Origin of the sequence: Pseudomonas sp. SJZ131 (assembly GCF_007828705.1) — a bacterium.
In the GTDB taxonomy this organism is placed as follows: domain Bacteria; phylum Pseudomonadota; class Gammaproteobacteria; order Pseudomonadales; family Pseudomonadaceae; genus Aquipseudomonas; species Aquipseudomonas prosekii.
This window is the reverse complement of the sequence record NZ_VIVC01000001.1, coordinates 1,273,612-1,294,412: the sequence shown is the minus strand read 5'-3', so window position 1 is coordinate 1,294,412 and position 20,801 is coordinate 1,273,612. Positions and strand designations below refer to the sequence as shown.

The following is a 20,801-nucleotide window of genomic DNA, read 5'->3' as shown; positions in this document are numbered from 1 at the left end:
CTTGTGTAGGAATTTTCCGGGAATCGCTTCGCTGCAGATCAGGCAGCCCGGTAAAGCGTTATTTCGGATACAGCGGCGGCAATCCGCTATCGCCTACCGGGTCTTGAACCCGTTCTGCCAGCGGAATCGCGCGTGTTGCGCGCCACAGGTCTTCGCCCTGCCAGTGCTGGCCGGATTCGCTGTAGAGCGCGCCATTGAGGCCGTCCAGCGCATCCGACAGCGGCACAAACCGCGCGGCCATTTCGGCGAGGGTTTCCGGTTGTTGCCGCGCCCAGGCATCCAGTGCCTGACGGGTGGCGTGGGGGTCGTTGGCCTGGCAGGCGCGTTTGAGGTCGTCGAGTACGCTGCGCGGGCTCGGTCCGGTTTGCGCGGCGCGCAGGATCGCCGGTTGCCAACGCGCGCGCCACCACAAGCCAAAACCGAGCAGGGTGGTGCAGGCCAGAATCAGTGTGCTGAGTTTCCACCACCACAGCGCTTCGCTGTCGGCGCCGTAGACCACTTGCGGGCTGCCGGTCGGGGTATCGACCATCAGGCTCGGATTGTTCAGCACTTGCAGGGTGCGCGCCGGCAGGCTGCTGTGTTCCAGATGATCTTCGAAGGTGTTCCACCAGACCACGTCGACCGTCGGCAACTCGATGGCGCCGCTGTGGGCGGGCACCAGCGCTTCGCGTTCTTCACGGCTGCCGATCAAGCCGCGCTCGCTGTTCTGGTTGCCGAGCACCGGTTGGTCCGGGTAGCGGCGCAAGCCGTTGATGTCGGTGGCGGGCAGTGGCGGCAGTTGCGAACTGGCCAGACCATCGACTTTCAGCGTCAGGCTGCGGGTCAGCGAATCGCCGACCTGCACTTGATCGGGCTCGGGGCTCCAACTCTCGCTCAGGCTCAGGCTGCGCGCGGGCAGCCACGGTGCATCGGCAGGGTAGGAGGCCGGTTTGGCCTTCACCGTCAGGGCGATTTGCGCCGAACTGACGCGGAGTAATTTGCCCGGTTTCGGTCCCTGTCCGGAAGGGTCCTGCGCCGGTTGCGCATCCACCAGCGTGGCGCTGAACTGCTGCGGCGGGATGTTCAGCACACCGCTGTGCTGGGGGAAAATCGCATAGCGCATTTCGATCACGCCATGGCGTACGCCATTGATGTCTTTTTCATAAGTGCGCGAGTCGCCGAGCTGCTCGATACGCGCATCGGGCACCTGCAACGGCGTCAGGCTGCTGTCGTCATACAGCGACACCGAATGGTAAATACGCAACGTCAGGATCGCCTGCGCCTGCACGTACACGCTGGCCTGATCGAGACTGGCTTCGATGAACACCGGGGCGAGTTTGTTCTTGCTGTCCTGGGTTTCGCCTTCGACCACTTGCAGGGTGATCGGCTGGCTGCGCCCGTCGCCCAGTTGCAGCGACGGAATCTCGACGCTGCCATTGCGTTTGGGCAGCAGGGTGATGAACCAGCGCGTGGTCGAGCGGTTGGCGCCATTGATCGTGGTCAACTGGTTGACCTGACGCGTGCCGCGCACTTCGAATTCCGCGTCCAGCGGGGTCAGGTCGGGTTTGCCGAAGATTGTCACGTCGTTGGATTCAAGGATCAACTCGACGGTTTCGCCGGAACTCAGGCGGCTGCGATCGACACTGGCACCCAGCTCCGCAGCCTGCACCTGAGCGTTGGCGAGCATCAGGGCAGACAGCAGGGCAAGCAAGAAAGCGCTGAAGCGGGTCATCGAGTTTTTCCCTGATCCTGATGTTGTTGCTGTTCGTACCAGAACTTGCGTCGAAGCAGTTCGCCGGGGTCGTCCGGAATCTTGCGCAGCCATTGTTCGAGCGCCTGAACCTGCTCGCCTTCGAGGCTGTCGCTCGCCGGGCGCCGGGGTGGCGTGGTGCTTTGCTCGTCCTCCAACTCGCTGCCCGGTACTTCATTCGGGCCGGGTTGCGGCGGCGTGGTGGGCGGTTCTTCGGTGTCCGCCGAGTTCGGCTGGGCCTCGGTTTTCGGTTCGCCACTGCTCAACGGCTGAGTGGCGGACTCGGGCGGCGGAACATCACCGACCGCACCCGGCGCTTCGCCTTCGGGGGGCTCGGGTTCGACCTCCGGTGGCGTCGATTTCTGTTTCAGCAGACTTTCGACCAAGGCCTTGTTGGTCAGCGCCGGACGCAAGTCGGGTTGGCGCTCAAGCGCTTGATCGTAGGCATCCAGCGCCGCGTCCAACTCACCGCTTTTCGCCAGCGCATTGCCTCGATTGTAGTGTGCCCGCGCGTCGTTGCCCTGAGCGAAACGCTGGGCGGCACCGTTGTAGTCGCCGGCCTCATACAGCGCCACGCCTTGCCATTGCGGGTCTTCGAAGTGTTTGGCGGCTTCGGCCGGCTGCTGTTTTTTCAGCAGGTGCAAGCCGCGCTGATCGGGTCGCAACCACAAATCGCCGAAGTCGAAGGCGTAGCTCGGTTGCGGCATCAGAAACAGCAGCGGCAAGCAGAATAGCCAGCCGCGGCGGCCGGCCAGGGAGGCCAGCAGCAACAACGGCAGCAGCAGCCAATAACCCTGATCGGCCCACGTATCCAGGCGCAAGGTCTGGCCGTCGTCGCGCAGGTTGCGCGGGCCATCGAGCAAGCCGAGGGTGCCGAGGTCGGCATCGTCCAGCCGCGCCGCGTGGTAGCGCCCGCCGAGGTCGGCGGTGAAAGACTTGAGCCCCGGACTGTCGAGGTGCGGCACCAGAATCGCGCCTTGGGCATCCTTGAGGAAACTGCCGTCCTCTTGAGCCACCGGCACCCCTTCGGCGGTGCCAACGCCCAGCATCAGGAATTCGGTGGATTTGCCGTCCAGCGCGCGCTCGATGCCGAAGCGTTCCTGTTCGTTCAGCGACGAACCAATCAGCAGGATTCGACCCTGGCCGAGCGCACCTTGATCCAACAGCGCCAAGGCCTTGAGCACCGCCAGATCGGCGCGATGCCCGGCCTCGGGCATCAATGACGGCTTGAGCGCGTCGAGCAAATTGCGACTGGTTGACAGGTCATCCGACAGCGGCACCAGCGTGTGGGCGCTGCCGGCGTAGACGACGATTGCGGTTTGCGCGTCGCTGCGACTTTGCAGCAAGTCGAGCAACTTGCGCCGCGCTTGCTCCAGTCGGGTTGGCGGGCTGTCGGTGGCGAGCATTTCCGGGGTCAGCTCCAGCAGCACCACCAGCGGGTCAGCCGGTTTTTGACTGGTCTGCTCGACTCTTTGCCAACTCGGCCCCAGCAGCGCGCCAATAGTCAGCACCCAGGCAAATCCGAGGACGATCCACGGCAATTTGCTGTCGCGACCGTTGCCGCCACTCAGCAGCGCGGCGTGGAAGGCCGGTGGCAAAATCATCTGCCAACGCCCGGCGCGTTTTTGCCGATGCCAGAGTTGCCAGAGCAACCAGCCGAGCACCGGCAACAGCAGCAGCCACCACGGGCGGAACCAGTACGGCCAGAGCGCGCTCATCGACGCCTCCGCAGGCGCAGACGATTCAGCCGCTGGCGCCAGTCGGGGAGTTGGCTTTGCAAAAACAGGTCCTTGGTCAGCAGGCGTTGCAGTGGATTGTCCGGCCACAGTTCGCGCATCACCAATAACAGGCTCAACAGCAGCGCCAGCGCCAACGGCCAGTGATACAACGCCTGAGCCGGGCGGGCCTGGGTCGGTTGCTGGGTGACGGGTTCGAGGGTGTCGAGGATGTCCTTGATCGCCTGCAATTCCTTGCCGTCGTGGGCGCGGAAATATTGGCCGCCGGTGGCTTCGGCGATGGCTTTGAGTGCCGGTTCGTCGAGATCCAGGCTCGGGTTGACGCCGAGAAAGCCCAGCGTGCCGCTTTGTTCCGGATCGGCGCCAATGCCGATCGGATAAATTTTCACGTTCTCGCTGGCGGCGAGACGGGCGGCAGTCAGCGGATCGATTTCGCCGCCATTGTTAGCGCCATCGGTGACCAGAATCAGCACGCGGCTTTGCGCCGGACGCAGGCGCAAGCGCTTGAGCGCGAGGCCAATCGCATCGCCGATGGCGGTGTTTTTGCCGGCAATGCCGATCCGCGCTTCATCCAGCCACACGCGCACGGTGTGGCGGTCGAAGGTCAGCGGCGCTTGCAGGTAGGCCTGACTGCCAAACAGGATCAGGCCGACTCGGTCACCGTCGCGGCTTTCGAGGAAATCGCCGAGCAAATGCTGGACCAGCGACAAGCGGCTGACGTCTTCGTCCTGCCATTGCATGTCGGGAAAATCCATCGAGCCGGAGACGTCGACCGCCACCAGCAAATCGCGACCACTGGCGGCAATCGGCAGCGGTTCGCCCAACCATTGCGGGCGCGCCGCAGCGATCAGCAGCATGAACCACAAAAGAATGAACGGCGCTTGTTGGCGCCACGCCGGCAGGTTGGCGCGGGCGCGGCGTCGGGCCAGGCCTTCGAGGTCGCTGAGGAAGCTGACTTTCAGCGCCGGTTCGCCGCTGTCGGCCACCGGCAGCACCAGGCGCATCAGCCAGGGCAGCGGCAACAGTACGAAAATCCACGGCCAGGCGAACTCAAACATGTTTGCGAATCCACGTGTCGACGGCTTGGGTCAGGCCGGCGATGGCTTTGTCGTCGAGTTTGCATTCGGGTTTGTAGGCGCCTTCGACCAGCACCATCCAGCGCGTCAAACCGGCGGCCGGGCAGCGGTTGTCGAGGAACGCCAGCCATTTGCGCCCGTTCAGCGTGTGGCTTTGGCTATAGGGGTAGTGGTTGCGGCACAGGCGTTTGAGCAAACCGTTGAGTTGCTGCAACCAGGCGCCGGCCGGCGCGCCGTCATAGGGTTTGGGCATTTGCGCGAGTTCGGCCAGCGCGGCGACCCGTACCGGGTCCAGCGGTTGCTCGGCGCGTACGATTGGGCGTTTGTTCGGGATGAAGCGGCGCAACTGCCACAAACCAAAGCCGATCAGCGGCAGCAATAAAAGCAGAAACCACCACCCCGGCGCGGGAGGCCAGAAGCCAATCGGCGGCGGAGTCATCAGCGGTTGCAGTTGATCGAGGCTGCTCATCGACCTTTCCCCGGTTTCTGCGGGTTCAGGTATTCGCGCAATTGCTCGACCATTTCGCTTTGCGTGCTCAGCGGCATCAACAAAAAGCGCAGCTTCTGCGCGAGCAATTCCCAACGGGCGATGCGTGCTTCGGCCTGGGTGCGATAGGTCTGGCGCAGGTCGTAATTCAGCGTGTCGAGTTCCAGTTGCGCGCCGCGTTCGGCGAAACGCAGCAGGCCGGCGGCGGGCAGGGCGTGGTCCAGTGGATCGGATAACGGCAGCAGTAATAGATCGCAGTGCCGCGCCAGCAGGCTTAATTGTTGTTCCGAACCTTCGGTCAACGCGCGCTCGTCGCAGATCACGATCACCAGACTGCCGGGGCGCAACACCTCGCGGGCGCGGCGCAGGGCCAGGTTCAGCGAATCGCGGTTCTGCTCGCTTTCGGTGTGCAGCGACTGGTTGACCCGCACCAGCCGGTTGAGCAGTTGCAGCAGGCTCTGTTTGCTGCGCCGAGGTTTGATTTCGTAATGCTCGTTGTCGCCGAACACCAGCCCGCCGACCCGGTCGTTGTGCCCCAGCGCCGCCCAGCCGATCAGGCTCGCGGCTTGCGCGGCGAGCACCGATTTGAACATCAGCCCCGAGCCGAAAAACAGCCGACGGCTTTGCTCGACCATGATGAAAATCGGCCGTTCGCGTTCTTCGTGGAACAGTTTGGTGTGTGGCTCTTGGGTGCGCGCGGTGACGCGCCAGTCGATGGTGCGCACGTCGTCGCCGGCCTGATAAACGCGCACCTGATCGAAATCGACGCCGCGCCCGCGCAGCTTGGAGTGATGCAGGCCGATCAACGGGCTGCGCTGGCTCGGCGTCGAAAACAGCTGCACTTCGCGCACCCGATGGCGCATCTCGATCAGCTCGGCGAGGCTGACTCGGATGCCCGGCTCGGGCGGCAGGCTGGCGTTCATCAGGGTCAAGCGACGGCTACGACGTCGAGAATCCGCTGGACCACTCGGTCCTGGTCGATGCCCGCCGCTTCGGCTTCAAAGGACAGAATGATGCGGTGGCGCAACACGTCGAACAGCACCGCTTGAATGTCTTCCGGGCTGACGAAGTCGCGACCGGCGAGCCAGGCGTGGGCCCGGGCGCAGCGGTCGAGCGCAATCGAGCCACGCGGGCTGGCGCCGTAGGCGATCCACTCGGCCATCTCCGGGTCGAACTTGGCCGGCGTGCGCGTCGCCATGACCAGTTGCACCAGGTATTCCTCCACGGCGTCGGCCATGTACAACCCGAGGATTTCCTTGCGCGCGGCGAAAATCGCCTGCTGGCTGACCCGGCGCTCAGGCTTGGTTTCGCCATTCAGCGCTTCGCCACGCGCCTGTTGCAGGATGCGGCGTTCTACGGCGGCGTCCGGGAAACCGATTTTCACGTGCATCAGGAAGCGGTCGAGCTGAGCTTCGGGCAGCGGATAAGTGCCTTCCTGCTCGATCGGGTTTTGCGTGGCCATTACCAGAAACAGCGGCGACAGTTCATAGGTGCTGCGCCCGACGCTGACCTGGCGCTCGGCCATCGCCTCCAGCAATGCCGACTGAACCTTGGCCGGGGCGCGGTTGATTTCGTCCGCCAGCACCAGATTGTGGAAAATCGGGCCTTGCTGAAACACGAAGCTGCCGGTTTCGGGGCGATAGATCTCGGTGCCGGTAATGTCGGCGGGCAGCAAGTCGGGGGTGAACTGGATACGGTGGAACTGTGCTTCGATGCCTTCGGCGAGCTCTTTGATCGCTTTGGTCTTGGCCAGCCCAGGTGCGCCCTCGACCAGCATGTGGCCGTCAGCGAGCAGGGCGATGAGCAAGCGCTCGATGAGTTTTTCCTGGCCGAGAATCTGCGTTGAAAGAAATGTTCGCAGCGCTAGCAGCGCTTCACGATGTTCCATCGATGACTGTTCCTGGAAAGGGTGACCGAAGACGTCCGAATAACGCCAGGGCTGGGGGCGTTACTTTAATGCATGGCGGGGGGTGGCGACTAACGGCATTTTGCGCAAAATGCGGGAAATAAGTCCCGCGTCCTGGTTGCGCTGCGCATGGCGACCATTCACCTGCGAGCTACTCCGACGTCTGAATGTCATTTAACAGCAGCGTGATGGCTGCTCTGTTGCGCAGATCAGACCATGTGCCCTCGTCAACAATCGCGCCGTTTTGCATGACGATGACGCGGTCGAATCGGTGCAAATGGCTGACATCGTGGGTGACACAGATCAATCCACGGCTGCCGAAAGTATCGAATAGCAGGTCCCATACCGGGGCGGCCATTTTCGGTTCGATTGATGCACTGGGTTCGTCGAATAAATTGAAATGACCCGGCCGGTTTATCAGGCGCAGCAGTGACAGGCGTTTAGCTTCGCCGCCAGAGATGTTGGTAGCTTTTTCTGTGATGTTGCGTTGACTGACGATGTTTTCAAGATTCAAGCGCTGTATTGCTTTGTTCAGATGTGACGAAGGCTCAATTCCAAACAGGACCGACTGTTCAAAAGTGCCCTCCAGAAACTGCGGTAACTGTGGGCAATACCTGACGACACTGAGGTGTGTTTCTGCGCTCAACTTCGAAACCGGGACACCATCGATGCTCAGGTGACTTCTCAGCGCAACATTCAAACCGGCGAGCGCCTCCAGCAAAGTCGACTTGCCTGCTCCGCTGGGCCCCGTGATTGCGACCGACTGACCTTCAATCAAAGTAATTGAGGTCTCGATAGACAAGCGAACAGTTGCATCGTCGGTCATGACGCACGGATCGAGGACCAACGTTGATTGTTCGCGAGGCTCGATTTGCTCATGTCGACCTTCATCAAAGTTGGGTAATGACAGGAGCTGCTGAAGCCGACGCTGGTCAGCGAGAAATTGATCCAGCACCCGGTAGCCTTCGGTCAGTGCAGTGATGTTGAGTAAAAAAGTGCCTGCGATCGAGAAAATCGCAACCATTTGTCCAACGCTGATGCTGGGCTCGCTCGCCAATTGACCGAGTACTCCCCAAGCGAGTAGTCCCCCTGTCGACAGGCTGACGAACAAAATCTTCACCCCGCTCAAAATGCCGCCGGAGCTTGCGACGGTGATCGCCGCATTCGCGTACTGCTCAAATGCCCGGTTTAACGGCTGGGTTGCGGTGCACTCGGCGTTTTCCAGTTTTATCGATTTGCCTGAGCTCATGGTGCTGAACAGGATGGCGCTGAGTTCATCCTCTTGCTCGTTGACGGCATCGATGTGTTTTCTACGCCATTTGATGATTCGGTGAGCGGCTAACAGATAGACCAGGCCAAGGCTGATCATCGCGAAGAAAACGCCGACGCCTCCCATGTAAATGAAGGCGCTCCCGACGATCAGAAACTCCAGGCACAGTGGAAATCCGATGGTCACAAAAAATGTCAGCAACTGCTCGTGCGCTGTTATTCCTCGCTCAACTGATTTTATGAAATGTCCGATTCGCCACGAACTGAACTGCAGGAACTCCTTTCGCATCAATTGCGCAACCCATTGAGTGGACGCACTCAATACAACTTGCTGCACCAGCTTGGACAGGAAAAATAATTGCAGTGGATTAACTACCGCTTGTATACATCCTGCCAGAACGAAACCCGTTGTAAGCGTTAGCAGTGTAGACAGCGAGTCGTGATCGCCATTAAGGGCGTCGATCACTTTTCCCAGTAAAAGTGGGGGTGCAAGCGCTATGAGTTTCAACGTTATGATTGTTATGACGGTCGAGAGCAATAAAGCGGTGTGGTTCCTACAGGCTGTTGTGATGAACGTTCGCATGGGTTGCCCTATTGTTGTCTTGGCGTAGGACTCGCTGCGGAGCAACGAAGTACCCGTTTCTTATCAAATTGAAACGTTCAAGACCTGGAATATAAGTCTGGCAGACCGTGCCGTTTTCAGCGTATTGAGCTAAAACCCTGTGGAACATGGTTTTTCCAGACTTTTCAATATTGTTTTGTAATGCTTCGAGCTGCTCGGGAACACTGCTGGCGAGATCCATTTTTGGAATGTCGAGTGTCGGCAGTGTCAAGTTTTTTACCGGGAAGAAATCTATCAGGGATTTCAATGTTTCAGCGCCCGCCAGAAAATTCAGAGTCTTCTTGTCTATTGCTTCTTGTGGGGCGTCATAAAGATCTTCGACTTGAAATTGTTCCGTCACTGCCCTCTGAATCGCAATGCAAATGTCCAGTGAGCAACCTGACCCTATAGGTGATAAATGGAATGGGCCGGCTCCAACTTTTGGTAGCGCGACTGAAAAATATACATTCATGAAGTCTTTTATGATTATTACTTGTAATTTGTCCGCCCGAGAAAGGGCGTAGGAGCTTTCGCTCAGTGCCGTGGCAAGCAAGATTTTAGATGGCGTATACATCGTTATCGCCGGACCGATGGAGCACACCGCCATGAAAAAGCGTGACAGGACGTGCCGTTCAATGACCTCGTGGGTGCCATGAAGCAACGCTTCCGCTTTGGTACAACCAAAAGCCGTACCTGAATTGGATGAGTATCGAGACAAAAATTGTGTGGCTGGACACGCGCTGCTCACTGAATTATTTGTCACCCTCGGGCAAAGCAGAGTGGTTGGAACGAATAACTCTGCGGTGCTATCGACTGTTGTGAGCCTGAGGGATTCTATTGAGTGGGATAAGCGCGTCAGGCTGGTGAGAAAGCCATCGCGCTGCGCATTTTTTTGCCCGGCGATGAATTCGCATGATTGAGTAATAACGTCGCTGGTGGCAGGCATTAATAAGCAAAGATGTTCGATGCTTTCTGCCAGTGCTCCGACTAGCGAGTCGGGACCTTTTCCAGCGCCGGACTGTATGAGGTTATTTTGCGAGTCGAAAAGATCTGCAGTGGCGACGAGTTTATTGCTATCAGTGTGATTCGTGACTGAAAATAAATTTAATGATTTTATGATGTTTTGAATTTTTGATAACGCAGTCGTCGGGGCAAACTCTCGCTCTGACATAAACACCTCATGGGGTTCTGGAATGCCGAAAGGGCCCTTTCGGCATTTTACATGGCGATAACAAGCATTAATCAGGTGGTCAGCGTGGCAAAGAAGCTAACTTCCGTTGCCAGGAAACCTTGTGATCCGCCCATTGCCTGTGGCTCATCATCCCACGGGACTATCTCAGAACGTTTTTTACCCATGACATTAACTCCTTGTATTGGTGGGTGTGGCAGTCCTACCGAGTGCCACGCTTGCGAATATTTTCGCAAGTAAATTAGTAATAGCAGTCGGCTTCATTGGTTTCAATTGCAAGATGCCGCGAAAAGTCGTCTTTTGCTGTGGGGGTTTTCTGATGGAGGGGTGGGAAATATCTCGAAAGACTTTTGCACTTAAACTTGTTTGGCTGTTTGTTTTATTACTTCAATGGGTTGCGATGTTTAAAAGGTTTTAAGCAGGCAGAGCTTTTTTTGCCGGGGGGATATTTGTTTTCGGGATTACTCGGAAAATTAGCGTCCTGGCTAAGCCATCGCGAGCAGGCTCACTCCTACATTGACGGCGTACGACGATCAATTGTAGGAGTGAGCCTGCTCGCGATGAGGTCAAAACAAACACCTCAAATCTGACTGATATAAGTCCCAGTCCCCTTGAGAATGTTCTGCAAAGTTTCCTCAACCTCAGCCAAATCACCCGCAGCCGTGCTGTGAATGATTTCCAGCGAATCATCGCCATTCAGCACATCGGCATCGCCTGCGGCGATTTCAATCAGCAGGCGGGTAGGGCTGAGGGTGACTTTTACCCCGTCCAGCGTCGACGGCTCATCGCCGAGGCTGATGTCCAGCGCGTCCTCGTCCGGGTAGCGGGTCATCAGGAACATGTCGCCCTGTTCGCTGTGGCAGCAGAGCATGGCCATGTTGTCTTCTTCGTCATCGCACGGGTTGACGATCAAGAGGGCGGTGGTCATTTGCATGGGAGATTCCTGGCTCGGCGAGCATTGTGAGGACGATCAAAGGGCGATTCTGCCAGCCGCCGGGAATTTCTGCTCGTCTGAGTGTCAGATCATGTGTCGTGAACATCCGATGTGTTGCTGGTCATTTCGAGGACGAAGATCGCGCAAAACCGGGCTTTTACCGGCCGTTTTGCTGTATGGCTGCTAGTGTTGTTCGGTGCGCAAGGCGCAAGCTGCGTGCCGATGACCGAATATGTCGCAGCACCGCAAGCAGGCACGTTGTCGCACTCGTTAAGCTGCGCATCGAATGGATACCGGTAGAGACCTGCGCAATTCATCGCGCGGGCGCTTTTTCCGGGATTCATTCAAGGAAGGTGAATGTGACCTGAGTGTCTCGTCCAGCTTCACCCACCTGTTGCCCTGTTTCCTCTGCCCGAGATTCAGGAACCGGGTGACGGATCGCCCCGAAAGGGGTTTTGCACGCGACGCTTCCATCAATAACAAGCCCAAGCGGAGTACCACAGATGGCGTTCTTCACCGCAGCCAGCAAAGCCGACTTCCAGCACCAACTGCAAGCGGCACTGGCGCAGCACATCAGTGAACAGGCACTGCCACAAGTGGCGCTGTTTGCTGAACAATTTTTCGGCATCATTTCCCTCGACGAGCTGACCCAGCGTCGGCTGTCCGACCTCGCCGGCTGCACCCTTTCTGCATGGCGCCTGCTTGAGCGCTTCGACCACACGCAACCGCAAGTGCGCGTCTACAACCCTGATTACGAACGCCACGGCTGGCAGTCGACCCACACCGCGGTCGAAGTCCTGCACCACGATTTGCCCTTTCTCGTGGACTCGGTACGCACCGAGCTGAACCGTCGCGGCTACAGCATTCACACCTTGCAAACCACTGTGCTGAGCGTGCGTCGCGGCAGCAAAGGCGAATTGCTGGAAATCCTGCCGAAGGGCACCCAGGGCGAAGGCATCCTGCAAGAATCGCTGATGTACCTGGAAATCGACCGCTGCGCCAACGCGGCCGAACTGAATGTGCTGAGCAAAGAGCTGGAACAGGTTCTCGGTGAAGTCCGCGTTGCGGTTGCCGATTTCGAGCCAATGAAAGAAAAGGTCCAGGAACTGCTCAGCGGCCTCGACACCAGCCAGTTCAATGTCGACCCGGAAGAAAAAGCCGAAATCAAAAGTTTCCTGGAATGGCTGGTGGGCAACCACTTCACGTTCCTCGGCTATGAAGAATTTGTGGTCCGCGATGAAGCCGATGGCGGCCACATCGTGTATGACCAGGATTCGTTCCTCGGCCTGACCAAACTGCTGCGCACCGGCCTGACCTACGAAGACCTGCGCATCGAAGACTACGCCGTGAACTACCTGCGCGAACCGACCCTGCTGTCGTTCGCCAAGGCTGCGCACCCGAGCCGTGTGCACCGTCCGGCGTATCCGGATTACGTGTCGATTCGTGAAATCGACGCCGACGGCAAAGTCATCAAGGAATGCCGTTTCATGGGCCTTTACACCTCCTCGGTGTATGGCGAGAGCGTGCGAGTGATTCCGTACATTCGCCGCAAGGTCGAAGAAATCGAACGCCGTTCCGGCTTCCAGGCCAAGGCTCACTTGGGCAAGGAACTGGCGCAAGTGGTTGAAGTGCTGCCGCGCGACGACCTGTTCCAGACCCCGGTCGACGAGCTGTTCAGCACCGTGATGTCGATCGTGCAGATCCAGGAACGCAACAAGATCCGCGTGTTCCTGCGCAAAGACCCGTACGGTCGTTTCTGCTACTGCCTGGCCTACGTGCCGCGCGACATCTATTCCACCGAAGTGCGCCAGAAGATCCAGCAAGTGCTGATGGATCGCCTGAAAGCCTCGGACTGCGAATTCTGGACATTCTTCTCCGAGTCCGTTTTGGCGCGTGTGCAGCTGATTCTGCGGGTTGATCCGAAGAACCGTCTGGACATCGACCCGGTCCTGCTGGAAAAAGAAGTGGTCCAGGCCTGCCGCAGCTGGCAGGACGACTACGCCAGCCTGACCGTTGAAAGCTTCGGCGAAGCCAGCGGCACCAACGTGTTGGCCGACTTCCCGAAAGGCTTCCCGGCCGGTTACCGCGAGCGCTTCGCCGCGCATTCGGCTGTGGTCGACATGCAGCACCTGTTGAGCCTGACCGAGACAAATCCGTTGGTGATGAGCTTCTATCAGCCGCTGGGCCAGGTTTCCGGCCAACGCGAGCTGCATTGCAAGCTGTATCACGCCGACACGCCGCTGGCGCTGTCCGACGTGCTGCCGATTCTGGAAAACCTCGGTCTGCGCGTGCTGGGTGAATTCCCGTATCGCCTGCGCCATAACAATGGCCGCGAGTTCTGGATTCACGATTTCGCGTTCACGGCCGCTGAAGGTCTGGAACTCGACATCCAGCAACTCAACGACACGCTGCAGGACGCATTCGTCCACATCGTGCGTGGCGATGCCGAAAACGATGCCTTCAACCGTTTGGTGCTGACCGCCGGCCTGCCATGGCGCGACGTGGCGCTGCTGCGTGCCTATGCGCGTTACATGAAGCAGATTCGCCTGGGCTTCGACCTTGGCTACATCGCCAGCACGCTGAACAACCACACCGACATCGCTCGCGAGTTGACCCGGTTGTTCAAAACCCGTTTCTACCTGGCGCGCAAGCTCACCAGCGACGATCTGGAAGACAAGCAACAACGTCTGGAACACGCGATCGTTACTGCACTGGATGACGTCCAGGTGTTGAACGAAGACCGTATCCTGCGTCGTTACCTGGACCTGATCAAAGCCACGCTGCGCACCAACTTCTACCAGACTGATGCGCAGGGCCATAACAAGTCCTACTTCAGCTTCAAGTTCAACCCGCACTTGATTCCTGAACTGCCGAAACCGGTGCCGAAGTTTGAAATCTTCGTTTACTCGCCACGCGTCGAAGGCGTGCATTTGCGCTTCGGTAACGTTGCGCGCGGCGGCTTGCGCTGGTCGGATCGTGAAGAAGACTACCGCACCGAAGTGTTGGGTCTGGTAAAAGCCCAGCAAGTGAAAAACTCGGTGATCGTGCCGGTCGGCGCCAAGGGCGGCTTCCTGCCGCGTCGCCTGCCATTGGGCGGCGGTCGCGACGAAATCGCCGCCGAGGGCATCGCCTGCTACCGCATCTTCATTTCGGGCCTGTTGGATATCACCGACAACCTGAAGGACGGCGCGCTGGTGCCGCCAGTCAACGTCGTGCGTCATGACGACGATGACCCGTACCTGGTAGTGGCCGCGGACAAAGGCACTGCAACCTTCTCCGACATCGCCAACGGTATCGCCATCGACTACGGTTTCTGGCTCGGCGACGCCTTTGCTTCGGGCGGCTCGGCTGGTTACGACCACAAGAAAATGGGCATCACCGCCAAAGGCGCGTGGGTCGGCGTCCAGCGCCACTTCCGCGAGCGCGGGATCAACGTGCAGAAAGACAGCATCACCGTGGTCGGCGTCGGCGACATGGCCGGTGACGTATTCGGTAACGGCTTGCTGATGTCCGAGACCCTGCAACTGGTCGCTGCATTCAACCACTTGCACATCTTCATCGACCCGAACCCGCAGCCGGCGAACAGCTTCGCCGAGCGTAAGCGACTGTTCGACCTGCCGCGTTCGGCGTGGTCGGATTACGACACCAGCATCATGTCCGAGGGCGGCGGGATCTTCTCCCGTAGCGCGAAAAGCATCGCGATTTCCCCGCAGATGAAAGAGCGCTTCGACATTCAGGCTGACAAGCTGACCCCGACCGAACTGCTGAACGCCTTGCTCAAGGCGCCGGTAGACCTGTTGTGGAACGGCGGCATCGGCACGTACGTCAAGGCCAGTACCGAAAGCCACGCCGATGTCGGCGACAAGGCCAACGATGCGCTGCGCGTCAACGGTAACGAACTGCGCTGCAAAGTCGTGGGCGAGGGCGGTAACCTCGGGATGACCCAATTGGGTCGTGTCGAATTCGGCCTCAATGGCGGCGGCTCCAACACCGACTTCATCGACAACGCCGGTGGTGTGGACTGCTCCGACCACGAAGTGAACATCAAGATCCTGCTGAACGAAGTGGTTCAGGCCGGTGACATGACCGACAAGCAACGTAACCAGTTGCTCGCGAGCATGACCGACGAAGTCGGCAATCTGGTGCTGGGCAACAACTACAAGCAGACTCAGGCCTTGTCCCTGGCGGCCCGCCGTGCGTACGTGCGGATTGCCGAATACAAGCGTCTGATGAATGATCTGGAAGGTCGCGGCAAGCTGGATCGGGCGATCGAGTTCCTGCCGGCCGAAGACGCGATCAACGAGCGCGTTGCGGCAGGCCATGGCCTGACCCGTGCCGAGCTGTCGGTGCTGATTTCGTACAGCAAGATCGACCTCAAAGAAGCACTGCTCAACTCGCAAGTGCCGGACGACGAATACCTGACCCGCGACATGGAAACCGCTTTCCCGCCGAGTCTGGTGAGCAAGTTCTCCGAAGCCATGCGCCGTCACCGTCTGAAGCGCGAAATCGTCAGCACCCAGATCGCCAACGATCTGGTCAACCACATGGGCATCACCTTCGTGCAGCGACTCAAAGAGTCGACCGGCATGAGCCCGGCGAACGTGGCTGGCGCTTATGTGATCGTGCGTGACATTTTCCATCTCCCGCACTGGTTCCGTCAGATCGAAGCCCTGGATTATCAGGTCTCCGCCGACGTTCAACTGGAGCTGATGGACGAGCTGATGCGCCTCGGCCGCCGCGCTACCCGCTGGTTCCTGCGTGCCCGCCGCAACGAGCAGAACGCTGCCCGTGACGTCGCACACTTCGGTCCGCATCTGAAGGAATTGGGCCTCAAGCTCGACGAACTACTGAGCGGCGAGATCCACGAAAACTGGCAGAACCGTTATCAGGCGTACGTCGAAGCCGGTGTGCCAGAGTTGCTCGCGCGCATGGTGGCTGGCACTTCGCACCTGTACACCTTACTGCCGATCATCGAAGCGGCCGACGTGACTGGCCAGAACGCAGCAGACGTGGCGAAGGCTTACTTCGCGGTTGGCAGCGCGCTGGACATCACTTGGTACCTGCAACAGATCAGCGCTCTGCCGGTTGAGAACAACTGGCAGGCGCTGGCCCGTGAAGCGTTCCGCGATGATGTCGACTGGCAGCAACGGGCGATCACCATTTCGGTCCTGCAACAGGGCGATGGCAGCCACGACGTGGAAACACGTCTGGCGCTGTGGATGGCAGAGCACGAAGGCATGATCGAACGCTGGCGCGCGATGCTGGTGGAAATCCGTGCCGCCAGCGGCACTGATTACGCCATGTACGCGGTGGCCAACCGTGAGCTGCTCGACCTCGCATTGAGTGGTCAGGCGGTTGTGCCTGCGGCAACGCAGGAGCTGGAACCAGTGGCTTGATTCGGCACTGAATGAAAAGCCCCCGTGTCGTGAGATGCGGGGGCTTTTTTTATGGCTGAGAGTTCTGTGGCGGCGGGTCGGGCCTCTTCGCGGGCAAGCCTCGCTCCTACAAGGCAACGCGTCCCTCTGTAGGAGCGAGGCTCGCCCGCGATGGGGCCATCAATGTCAATACAACTTCTGACCGGTTTCACTTTCAATCATCGACACATTACTTGTCGGTTTGGTCAATAAATTACTGAGCGACTGCTCAAACTTCTGCAGCGCCCTGTCTTGCACATCCTGCTGTTGCCTGATATCCGCGACAATTTCTTCACTGCGCTTGAAATCGGCCCAGAGCGGACTTAACGATCGCACGTCATACCCGCGCGCCGTACCGATGTAATTCAACTTCGCATCATAAAAATCAGCACTGACGTTCGCCTCGATATCCGAACTTCGCGAGGTGATCAATTGGCTGCGGGTATCCACTATCGCCACCACATCTGGCTTGGCAGCCTTGAGACTTTGCATGTCCGGGTAGACCGTGACCGAGCCGAACTGGCGCTGCAACGATGCCTTGACGCCATCCACGGCGAAGTCCGGACTGGACGTCGTCACGTAGGCGTCATGGATCGATTGCACCAGCAAACTCTGGCCGAAACCGGTGCCGGCGTTGGCCTGATAGTGGCGCAGATAATCGCGATTGGTCTGCGTGCCGGCGCTGTAGACGATGCCCAGCGATACATTGCTGCCATTGCTGACGCGGGCGGCGCTGGAGCGGCCGACGGGTTCGGTGAACAACGTATCGAGCGATGCAGCAGTTTGCGGCGCAGTTGGTATGGAACAGCCAACTAACAGTACGGCGACAGTTAATGTGATCAATGGAAGTTTCATGGTGTTTCTCCGGTGAAACAACAGTGCAGGTCGTAACCGGTAATGCCGGTGATGAAAACAGACTAAACCTCTCTTGATTCCTTGGAACTGTCCATGAATGCTCTAAACAACCGGTCCATAGTTTTGTTTGCTGTAAACGTTTTGATTTAATTGCGCGCAGGTATAAAAAAGCCCAAATCATCAATTCGGGCAGTTTTATTTATGGCTGAGGCAACAGCGATTAGTGTTCCAGGGGGATCAGCACTTTCTCGTCCGGCGCCAACACCATGAACACCAAGAGCTTGGCCGATTTGGTTTCACTGGCGTTTTTTGACAGCAGATGCTCGGAGCCGGCAGGTTCGTACCAGTATTGCCCAGCCTTGTAGGTGATCGCTTTCTGTCCCTTGACCTGCGAGATGATCTCGCCCGACAGCACGTACGCCATGGCCGTGCCTTGGTGTTTGTGGGCGATGGAAGATTGGCCGGGTTGGTAGTCGACCTCGATCATCATGGCTTTTTTGCCGGGGACGTTTTGCAGCAGTTCGTCCTGCAACACGGTGATCTTTTCCGAAGGGTCGTGAGCGAATGCCGAGGCAGAAAGGGTCAGGACGAGGGCGGCGAGTAAATGCACTGCTTTCATGGGGAATCACCTGAGTAGTTAGTCGTCAGGGACCACAGTAAGCCGCGAACCGGGGTAACAAAACGGCCAATTTTCGTGAAGGCGAGGGGACCAATCCTGTGGTTTCAACGCAGGAAGCAGGGCGGTAGTGTGGGCGCCATCGCGAGCAAGCTCGGCTCCCACGGTTGATCGCATTCCTCTGAAGGAACTCGTTCAACTGTGGGAGCCGAGCTTGCTCGCGATGACGTCAGTCAGTGTTCACACAATCGGGAAGGTATTGAAATCGACGGCATTCGCCAGCCGGTTATCGATCAGGCCGATAAAGCCCTGCACTTCGGGGTGGTAAAAATGCGATTGCATGGCCGCTTCCGATTGCCAACGGGCACTGACGTTCCAGCGGTTGCTGTCCTCGGGGCAGCGGTCGACCATATAGGAATCGCAGCCGGGAAGTTCGCGCAGGGTTTCCACAATCTTTTGCAGTTGCTTGCCCAGTTCTTCCGAGCGGCCGGCGGCGGCCTGCACCTGTACGGTGTTGATCACTTCGTTGGACATTGCTCACACTCCTGAATCAGGCCGGACGAATCCTGCTCATTGAGGGAAAACGCCCATGCACAATAGGCCTGTACCGGGAGACCGCCAATAGCCAATCGCCGGATAAACCCACAGACCAATCGTCAGCCGACCTGCTGCAAAATGTCGCGCAAGCGGTCCAGCGCGGTGTCGATGTCGAGGGTTTCAATCGCGCCAAAACCGAAGAAAAGCCCGGCCCGTGGCGCTTGCTGATAAAAAAAGGTGTCGATGGCGTACAGCCCGACTTCAACCTTTTTCGCCAATTCGATGACCAATGGAATGTCGATCGGCACCTTGCACAGCACCACCATGTGAAACCCGGCGGTGGTCGGCACCGCTTCCAGCCACGGCGCCAGATCACCGGCGATGCGCGCCAGAATCCGCTCGCGGCGTCCGGCGTAAATGCTGTGGCAGCGGCGGATGTGCTTGAGCAGGCAGCCCTCGGCGATGAACTTGGCCAGCGCCCATTGCGGCAGGGTCGAGGTGTGCAGGTCGGTGAGTTGTTTGGCGCGGATCACCGCTTCGAGGATCGCTGGCGGCAGGATCGTGTAGCCGAGGCGCAGCTCCGGCAGCAGGGTTTTCGAGAACGTGCCGACGTAGGCGACGATGCCGCGCTCGTCCATGCTTTGCAGCGAATCTGTCGGCCGGCCTTCGTAGCGAAACTCGCTGTCGTAATCGTCTTCAATGATGATCGCGCCCAGCTCACGCGCACGCGCCAGCAGGGCCACGCGCCGCGCCTGACTCATCGGCATGCCCAGCGGAAACTGGTGCGACGGCGTCACGTAAATCAGCCGCGTACCGTCGGGAATCAAATCCACCTGAATCCCTTCGGCGTCCACCGGCACGCCGACTACGGTGGCGCCGTGGCTGCCGAACAACAGCCGCGCGGGCGGGTAACCGGGGTCTTCCATCGCCACCACGCTGCCGGGCTGGATCAGCACTCGGCCAATCAGGTCCAGCGCTTGCTGCGCGCCGTTGCACACCACCACGTCTTCGTCCTGACAATTGACCCCACGGGAAAACGCGATGTGCCGGGCAATCGCATTGCGCAGCGCCGGCAAGCCTTCAGGCAGGCTGTAGAAACCTTTGGAACCGGCGATCTGCCGCAACGCATGCGAGGTGCAGCGGCGCCAGTCGTCCTGCGGAAACTGGCCTTTGCTGGTGGCGCCGCCGATAAAGTCGTAACGCAGCGAGCCTTGCAGCGTCGGGTGACGGAGGAACACCGGCAGGTTGCGCCAGGACTCGATGACCTCGCTGCTGGCCAGCTCCGAATGGCTTTGCTTGCGCTGGATTTTCGCCGGCCGCGCGTTGACGTAGGTGCCTTTGCCGGTGACGCCGGTGAGGAAGTTTTCGTAGGTCAGTTGCGAGTAAGTGTCGGAAATGGTCTTGCGCGAAACGCCCAACTGTTCCGCCAGCAAACGGCTCGGCGGCAATTGCGTGCCGGCCGCGAGGCGACCGGTTTCGATCGCGGCGCGCAGCTGCTGGTACAACTGGCCCGCGAGGTCCTTGCGGCCGTTGATGACAACGTGAAGTTCCATACCAGCGGGGCTCCTGCGGCATCTTGGGATCTGAGTTGGCGACTGTGGGTCGCGCCAGATTACGCCCATCTCGCGCTCATGTAGAAGTTGCGCAGGAGAAAACCACCGGATTGGTCTACTGATTGCTGGTCTGCTGGTTTTTCGTCGAATTGGCTCTGTAACGTGGCTGAGTCAGCGCCTACTTTGGGAGCTTGTCTCCGCGCACAACGAGGTCGCGCCATGAATCCCCGACTGGACTACTACAGCGCCTCGCCCAAAGCGATGAAAGCGATGATCGCCATGGAAGCGCTGACCAGCAACCTGAGCATCGAGCCGGCGCTGCTGCACCTGATCAAAATCCGTGCCTCGCAGCTCAACGGCTGTGCATTCTGTACCGACATGCACTCGGTCGACGCCCGGCGCCTCGGCGAGACGGACCGGCGTCTGTATTCGATCGTGGTGTGGCGCGACAGCAGCTTCTTCAACCCCCGCGAACGCGCGGCGTTTGCCTGGACCGAAGCGGTGACGCTGCTCTCTGAAAGCCACGTGCCGGATGACGTTTATATTTTGGCGCGGGAGCAATTCAGCGAAAGCGAACTGGTAGACCTGACCATTGCCGTGACTACGATTAATAGCTGGAATCGGTTGGCGGTGAGCTTTCGCCAGACACCCAGCGAGTGACGCCTGGGCTGAAACCCGCGAAAAACCTGGCAGGCGCTGAGCTTGCTCGCGAAAGCGTCAGATCAGCCACATTACCGCCCAATGACCCACCGCTTTCGCGAGCACAGTTGATTGGTATTGCCCACAATCCCGCGCCCACCCCAAATCCCCCTGTGGGAGTGAGCCTGCTCGCGATCAGGCCAGCCCAACCACATCAATACCCAATGACCCACCACCATCACGAGCAACCCCACCTCCTG

The 20,801-nt window shown here is 59.1% G+C and carries 15 protein-coding genes; 2 read left to right on the top strand and 13 right to left on the bottom strand.

The annotated features are described in order from the left end of the window. Nucleotides 1-58: 58 nt before the first annotated feature. The 9 genes from FBY12_RS05600 to FBY12_RS05560 form a co-directional block, all read right to left on the bottom strand. On the bottom strand, nt 59-1,711 hold the full coding sequence (locus FBY12_RS05600; RefSeq protein ID WP_145251850.1) for a BatD family protein: 1,653 nt from the start codon (nt 1,709-1,711) through the stop codon (nt 59-61). After that, on the bottom strand, nt 1,708-3,447 hold the full coding sequence (locus tag FBY12_RS05595; RefSeq protein ID WP_145251848.1) for a tetratricopeptide repeat protein: 1,740 nt from the start codon (nt 3,445-3,447) through the stop codon (nt 1,708-1,710). The genes FBY12_RS05600 and FBY12_RS05595 overlap by 4 nt, the downstream gene beginning before the upstream one ends. Then, entirely contained in the window at nt 3,444-4,523 is a 1,080-nt protein-coding gene (locus tag FBY12_RS05590; protein ID WP_145251846.1) for a VWA domain-containing protein, read from the bottom strand. Before FBY12_RS05590 ends, FBY12_RS05595 begins: the two co-directional genes overlap by 4 nt. Beyond that, on the bottom strand, nt 4,516-5,010 hold the full coding sequence (locus FBY12_RS05585) for a DUF4381 domain-containing protein (protein ID WP_145251844.1): 495 nt from the start codon (nt 5,008-5,010) through the stop codon (nt 4,516-4,518). Before FBY12_RS05585 ends, FBY12_RS05590 begins: the two co-directional genes overlap by 8 nt. Next, nucleotides 5,007-5,951: a DUF58 domain-containing protein gene (locus FBY12_RS05580; protein WP_145251842.1), complete on the bottom strand. Its 945-nt coding sequence runs from the start codon at nt 5,949-5,951 to the stop codon at nt 5,007-5,009. The genes FBY12_RS05585 and FBY12_RS05580 overlap by 4 nt, the downstream gene beginning before the upstream one ends. A 5-nt stretch (nt 5,952-5,956) precedes the next feature. Next, nucleotides 5,957-6,916: a MoxR family ATPase gene (locus FBY12_RS05575; protein ID WP_003218556.1), complete on the bottom strand. Its 960-nt coding sequence runs from the start codon at nt 6,914-6,916 to the stop codon at nt 5,957-5,959. A 169-nt stretch (nt 6,917-7,085) separates the two neighbouring features. Further along, nucleotides 7,086-8,786 carry an ABC transporter ATP-binding protein gene (locus tag FBY12_RS05570; RefSeq protein WP_145251841.1) on the bottom strand — a complete coding sequence of 567 codons (1,701 nt, stop codon included), beginning with the start codon at nt 8,784-8,786 and terminating at the stop codon, nt 7,086-7,088. After that, the gene (locus FBY12_RS05565; protein WP_145251839.1) at nt 8,758-9,975 is read right to left on the bottom strand and encodes a YcaO-like family protein; all 1,218 of its coding nucleotides are present in this window, start codon (nt 9,973-9,975) and stop codon (nt 8,758-8,760) included. Before FBY12_RS05565 ends, FBY12_RS05570 begins: the two co-directional genes overlap by 29 nt. A gap of 598 nt (nt 9,976-10,573) precedes the next feature. Further along, nucleotides 10,574-10,927, bottom strand: a complete 354-nt coding sequence (locus FBY12_RS05560) for a hypothetical protein (RefSeq protein WP_145251837.1) — start codon at nt 10,925-10,927, stop codon at nt 10,574-10,576. 503 nt (nt 10,928-11,430) lie between these two features. On the opposite strand from FBY12_RS05560, the gene FBY12_RS05555 reads away from it, so the two are divergent. Further along, complete coding sequence (locus FBY12_RS05555; RefSeq protein ID WP_145251835.1) at nt 11,431-16,323, top strand: NAD-glutamate dehydrogenase; 4,893 nt, start codon at nt 11,431-11,433, stop codon at nt 16,321-16,323. 165 nt (nt 16,324-16,488) lie between these two features. Here FBY12_RS05555 and FBY12_RS05550 read toward each other — a convergent pair whose 3' ends face one another. The 4 genes from FBY12_RS05550 to FBY12_RS05535 all read right to left on the bottom strand — a co-directional run bounded on the left by FBY12_RS05550 (nt 16,489) and on the right by FBY12_RS05535 (nt 19,902). Beyond that, entirely contained in the window at nt 16,489-17,196 is a 708-nt protein-coding gene (locus FBY12_RS05550) for an ATPase (protein WP_145251833.1), read from the bottom strand. A 220-nt stretch (nt 17,197-17,416) separates the two neighbouring features. After that, nucleotides 17,417-17,815, bottom strand: a complete 399-nt coding sequence (locus FBY12_RS05545; protein WP_145251831.1) for a cupin domain-containing protein — start codon at nt 17,813-17,815, stop codon at nt 17,417-17,419. Nucleotides 17,816-18,052: 237 nt separating this feature from the next. Further along, nucleotides 18,053-18,346, bottom strand: a complete 294-nt coding sequence (locus FBY12_RS05540; protein WP_092280640.1) for an antibiotic biosynthesis monooxygenase family protein — start codon at nt 18,344-18,346, stop codon at nt 18,053-18,055. A 122-nt stretch (nt 18,347-18,468) separates the two neighbouring features. Continuing rightward, nucleotides 18,469-19,902 (bottom strand): PLP-dependent aminotransferase family protein, encoded by a 1,434-nt coding sequence (locus tag FBY12_RS05535; protein ID WP_145251829.1) that lies wholly within the window; start codon nt 19,900-19,902, stop codon nt 18,469-18,471. Nucleotides 19,903-20,121: 219 nt separating this feature from the next. Between FBY12_RS05535 and FBY12_RS05530 the strand changes: the two genes are divergently transcribed. Further along, nucleotides 20,122-20,562: a carboxymuconolactone decarboxylase family protein gene (locus tag FBY12_RS05530; protein WP_145251827.1), complete on the top strand. Its 441-nt coding sequence runs from the start codon at nt 20,122-20,124 to the stop codon at nt 20,560-20,562. The last annotated feature ends 239 nt before the right edge of the window (nt 20,563-20,801 follow it).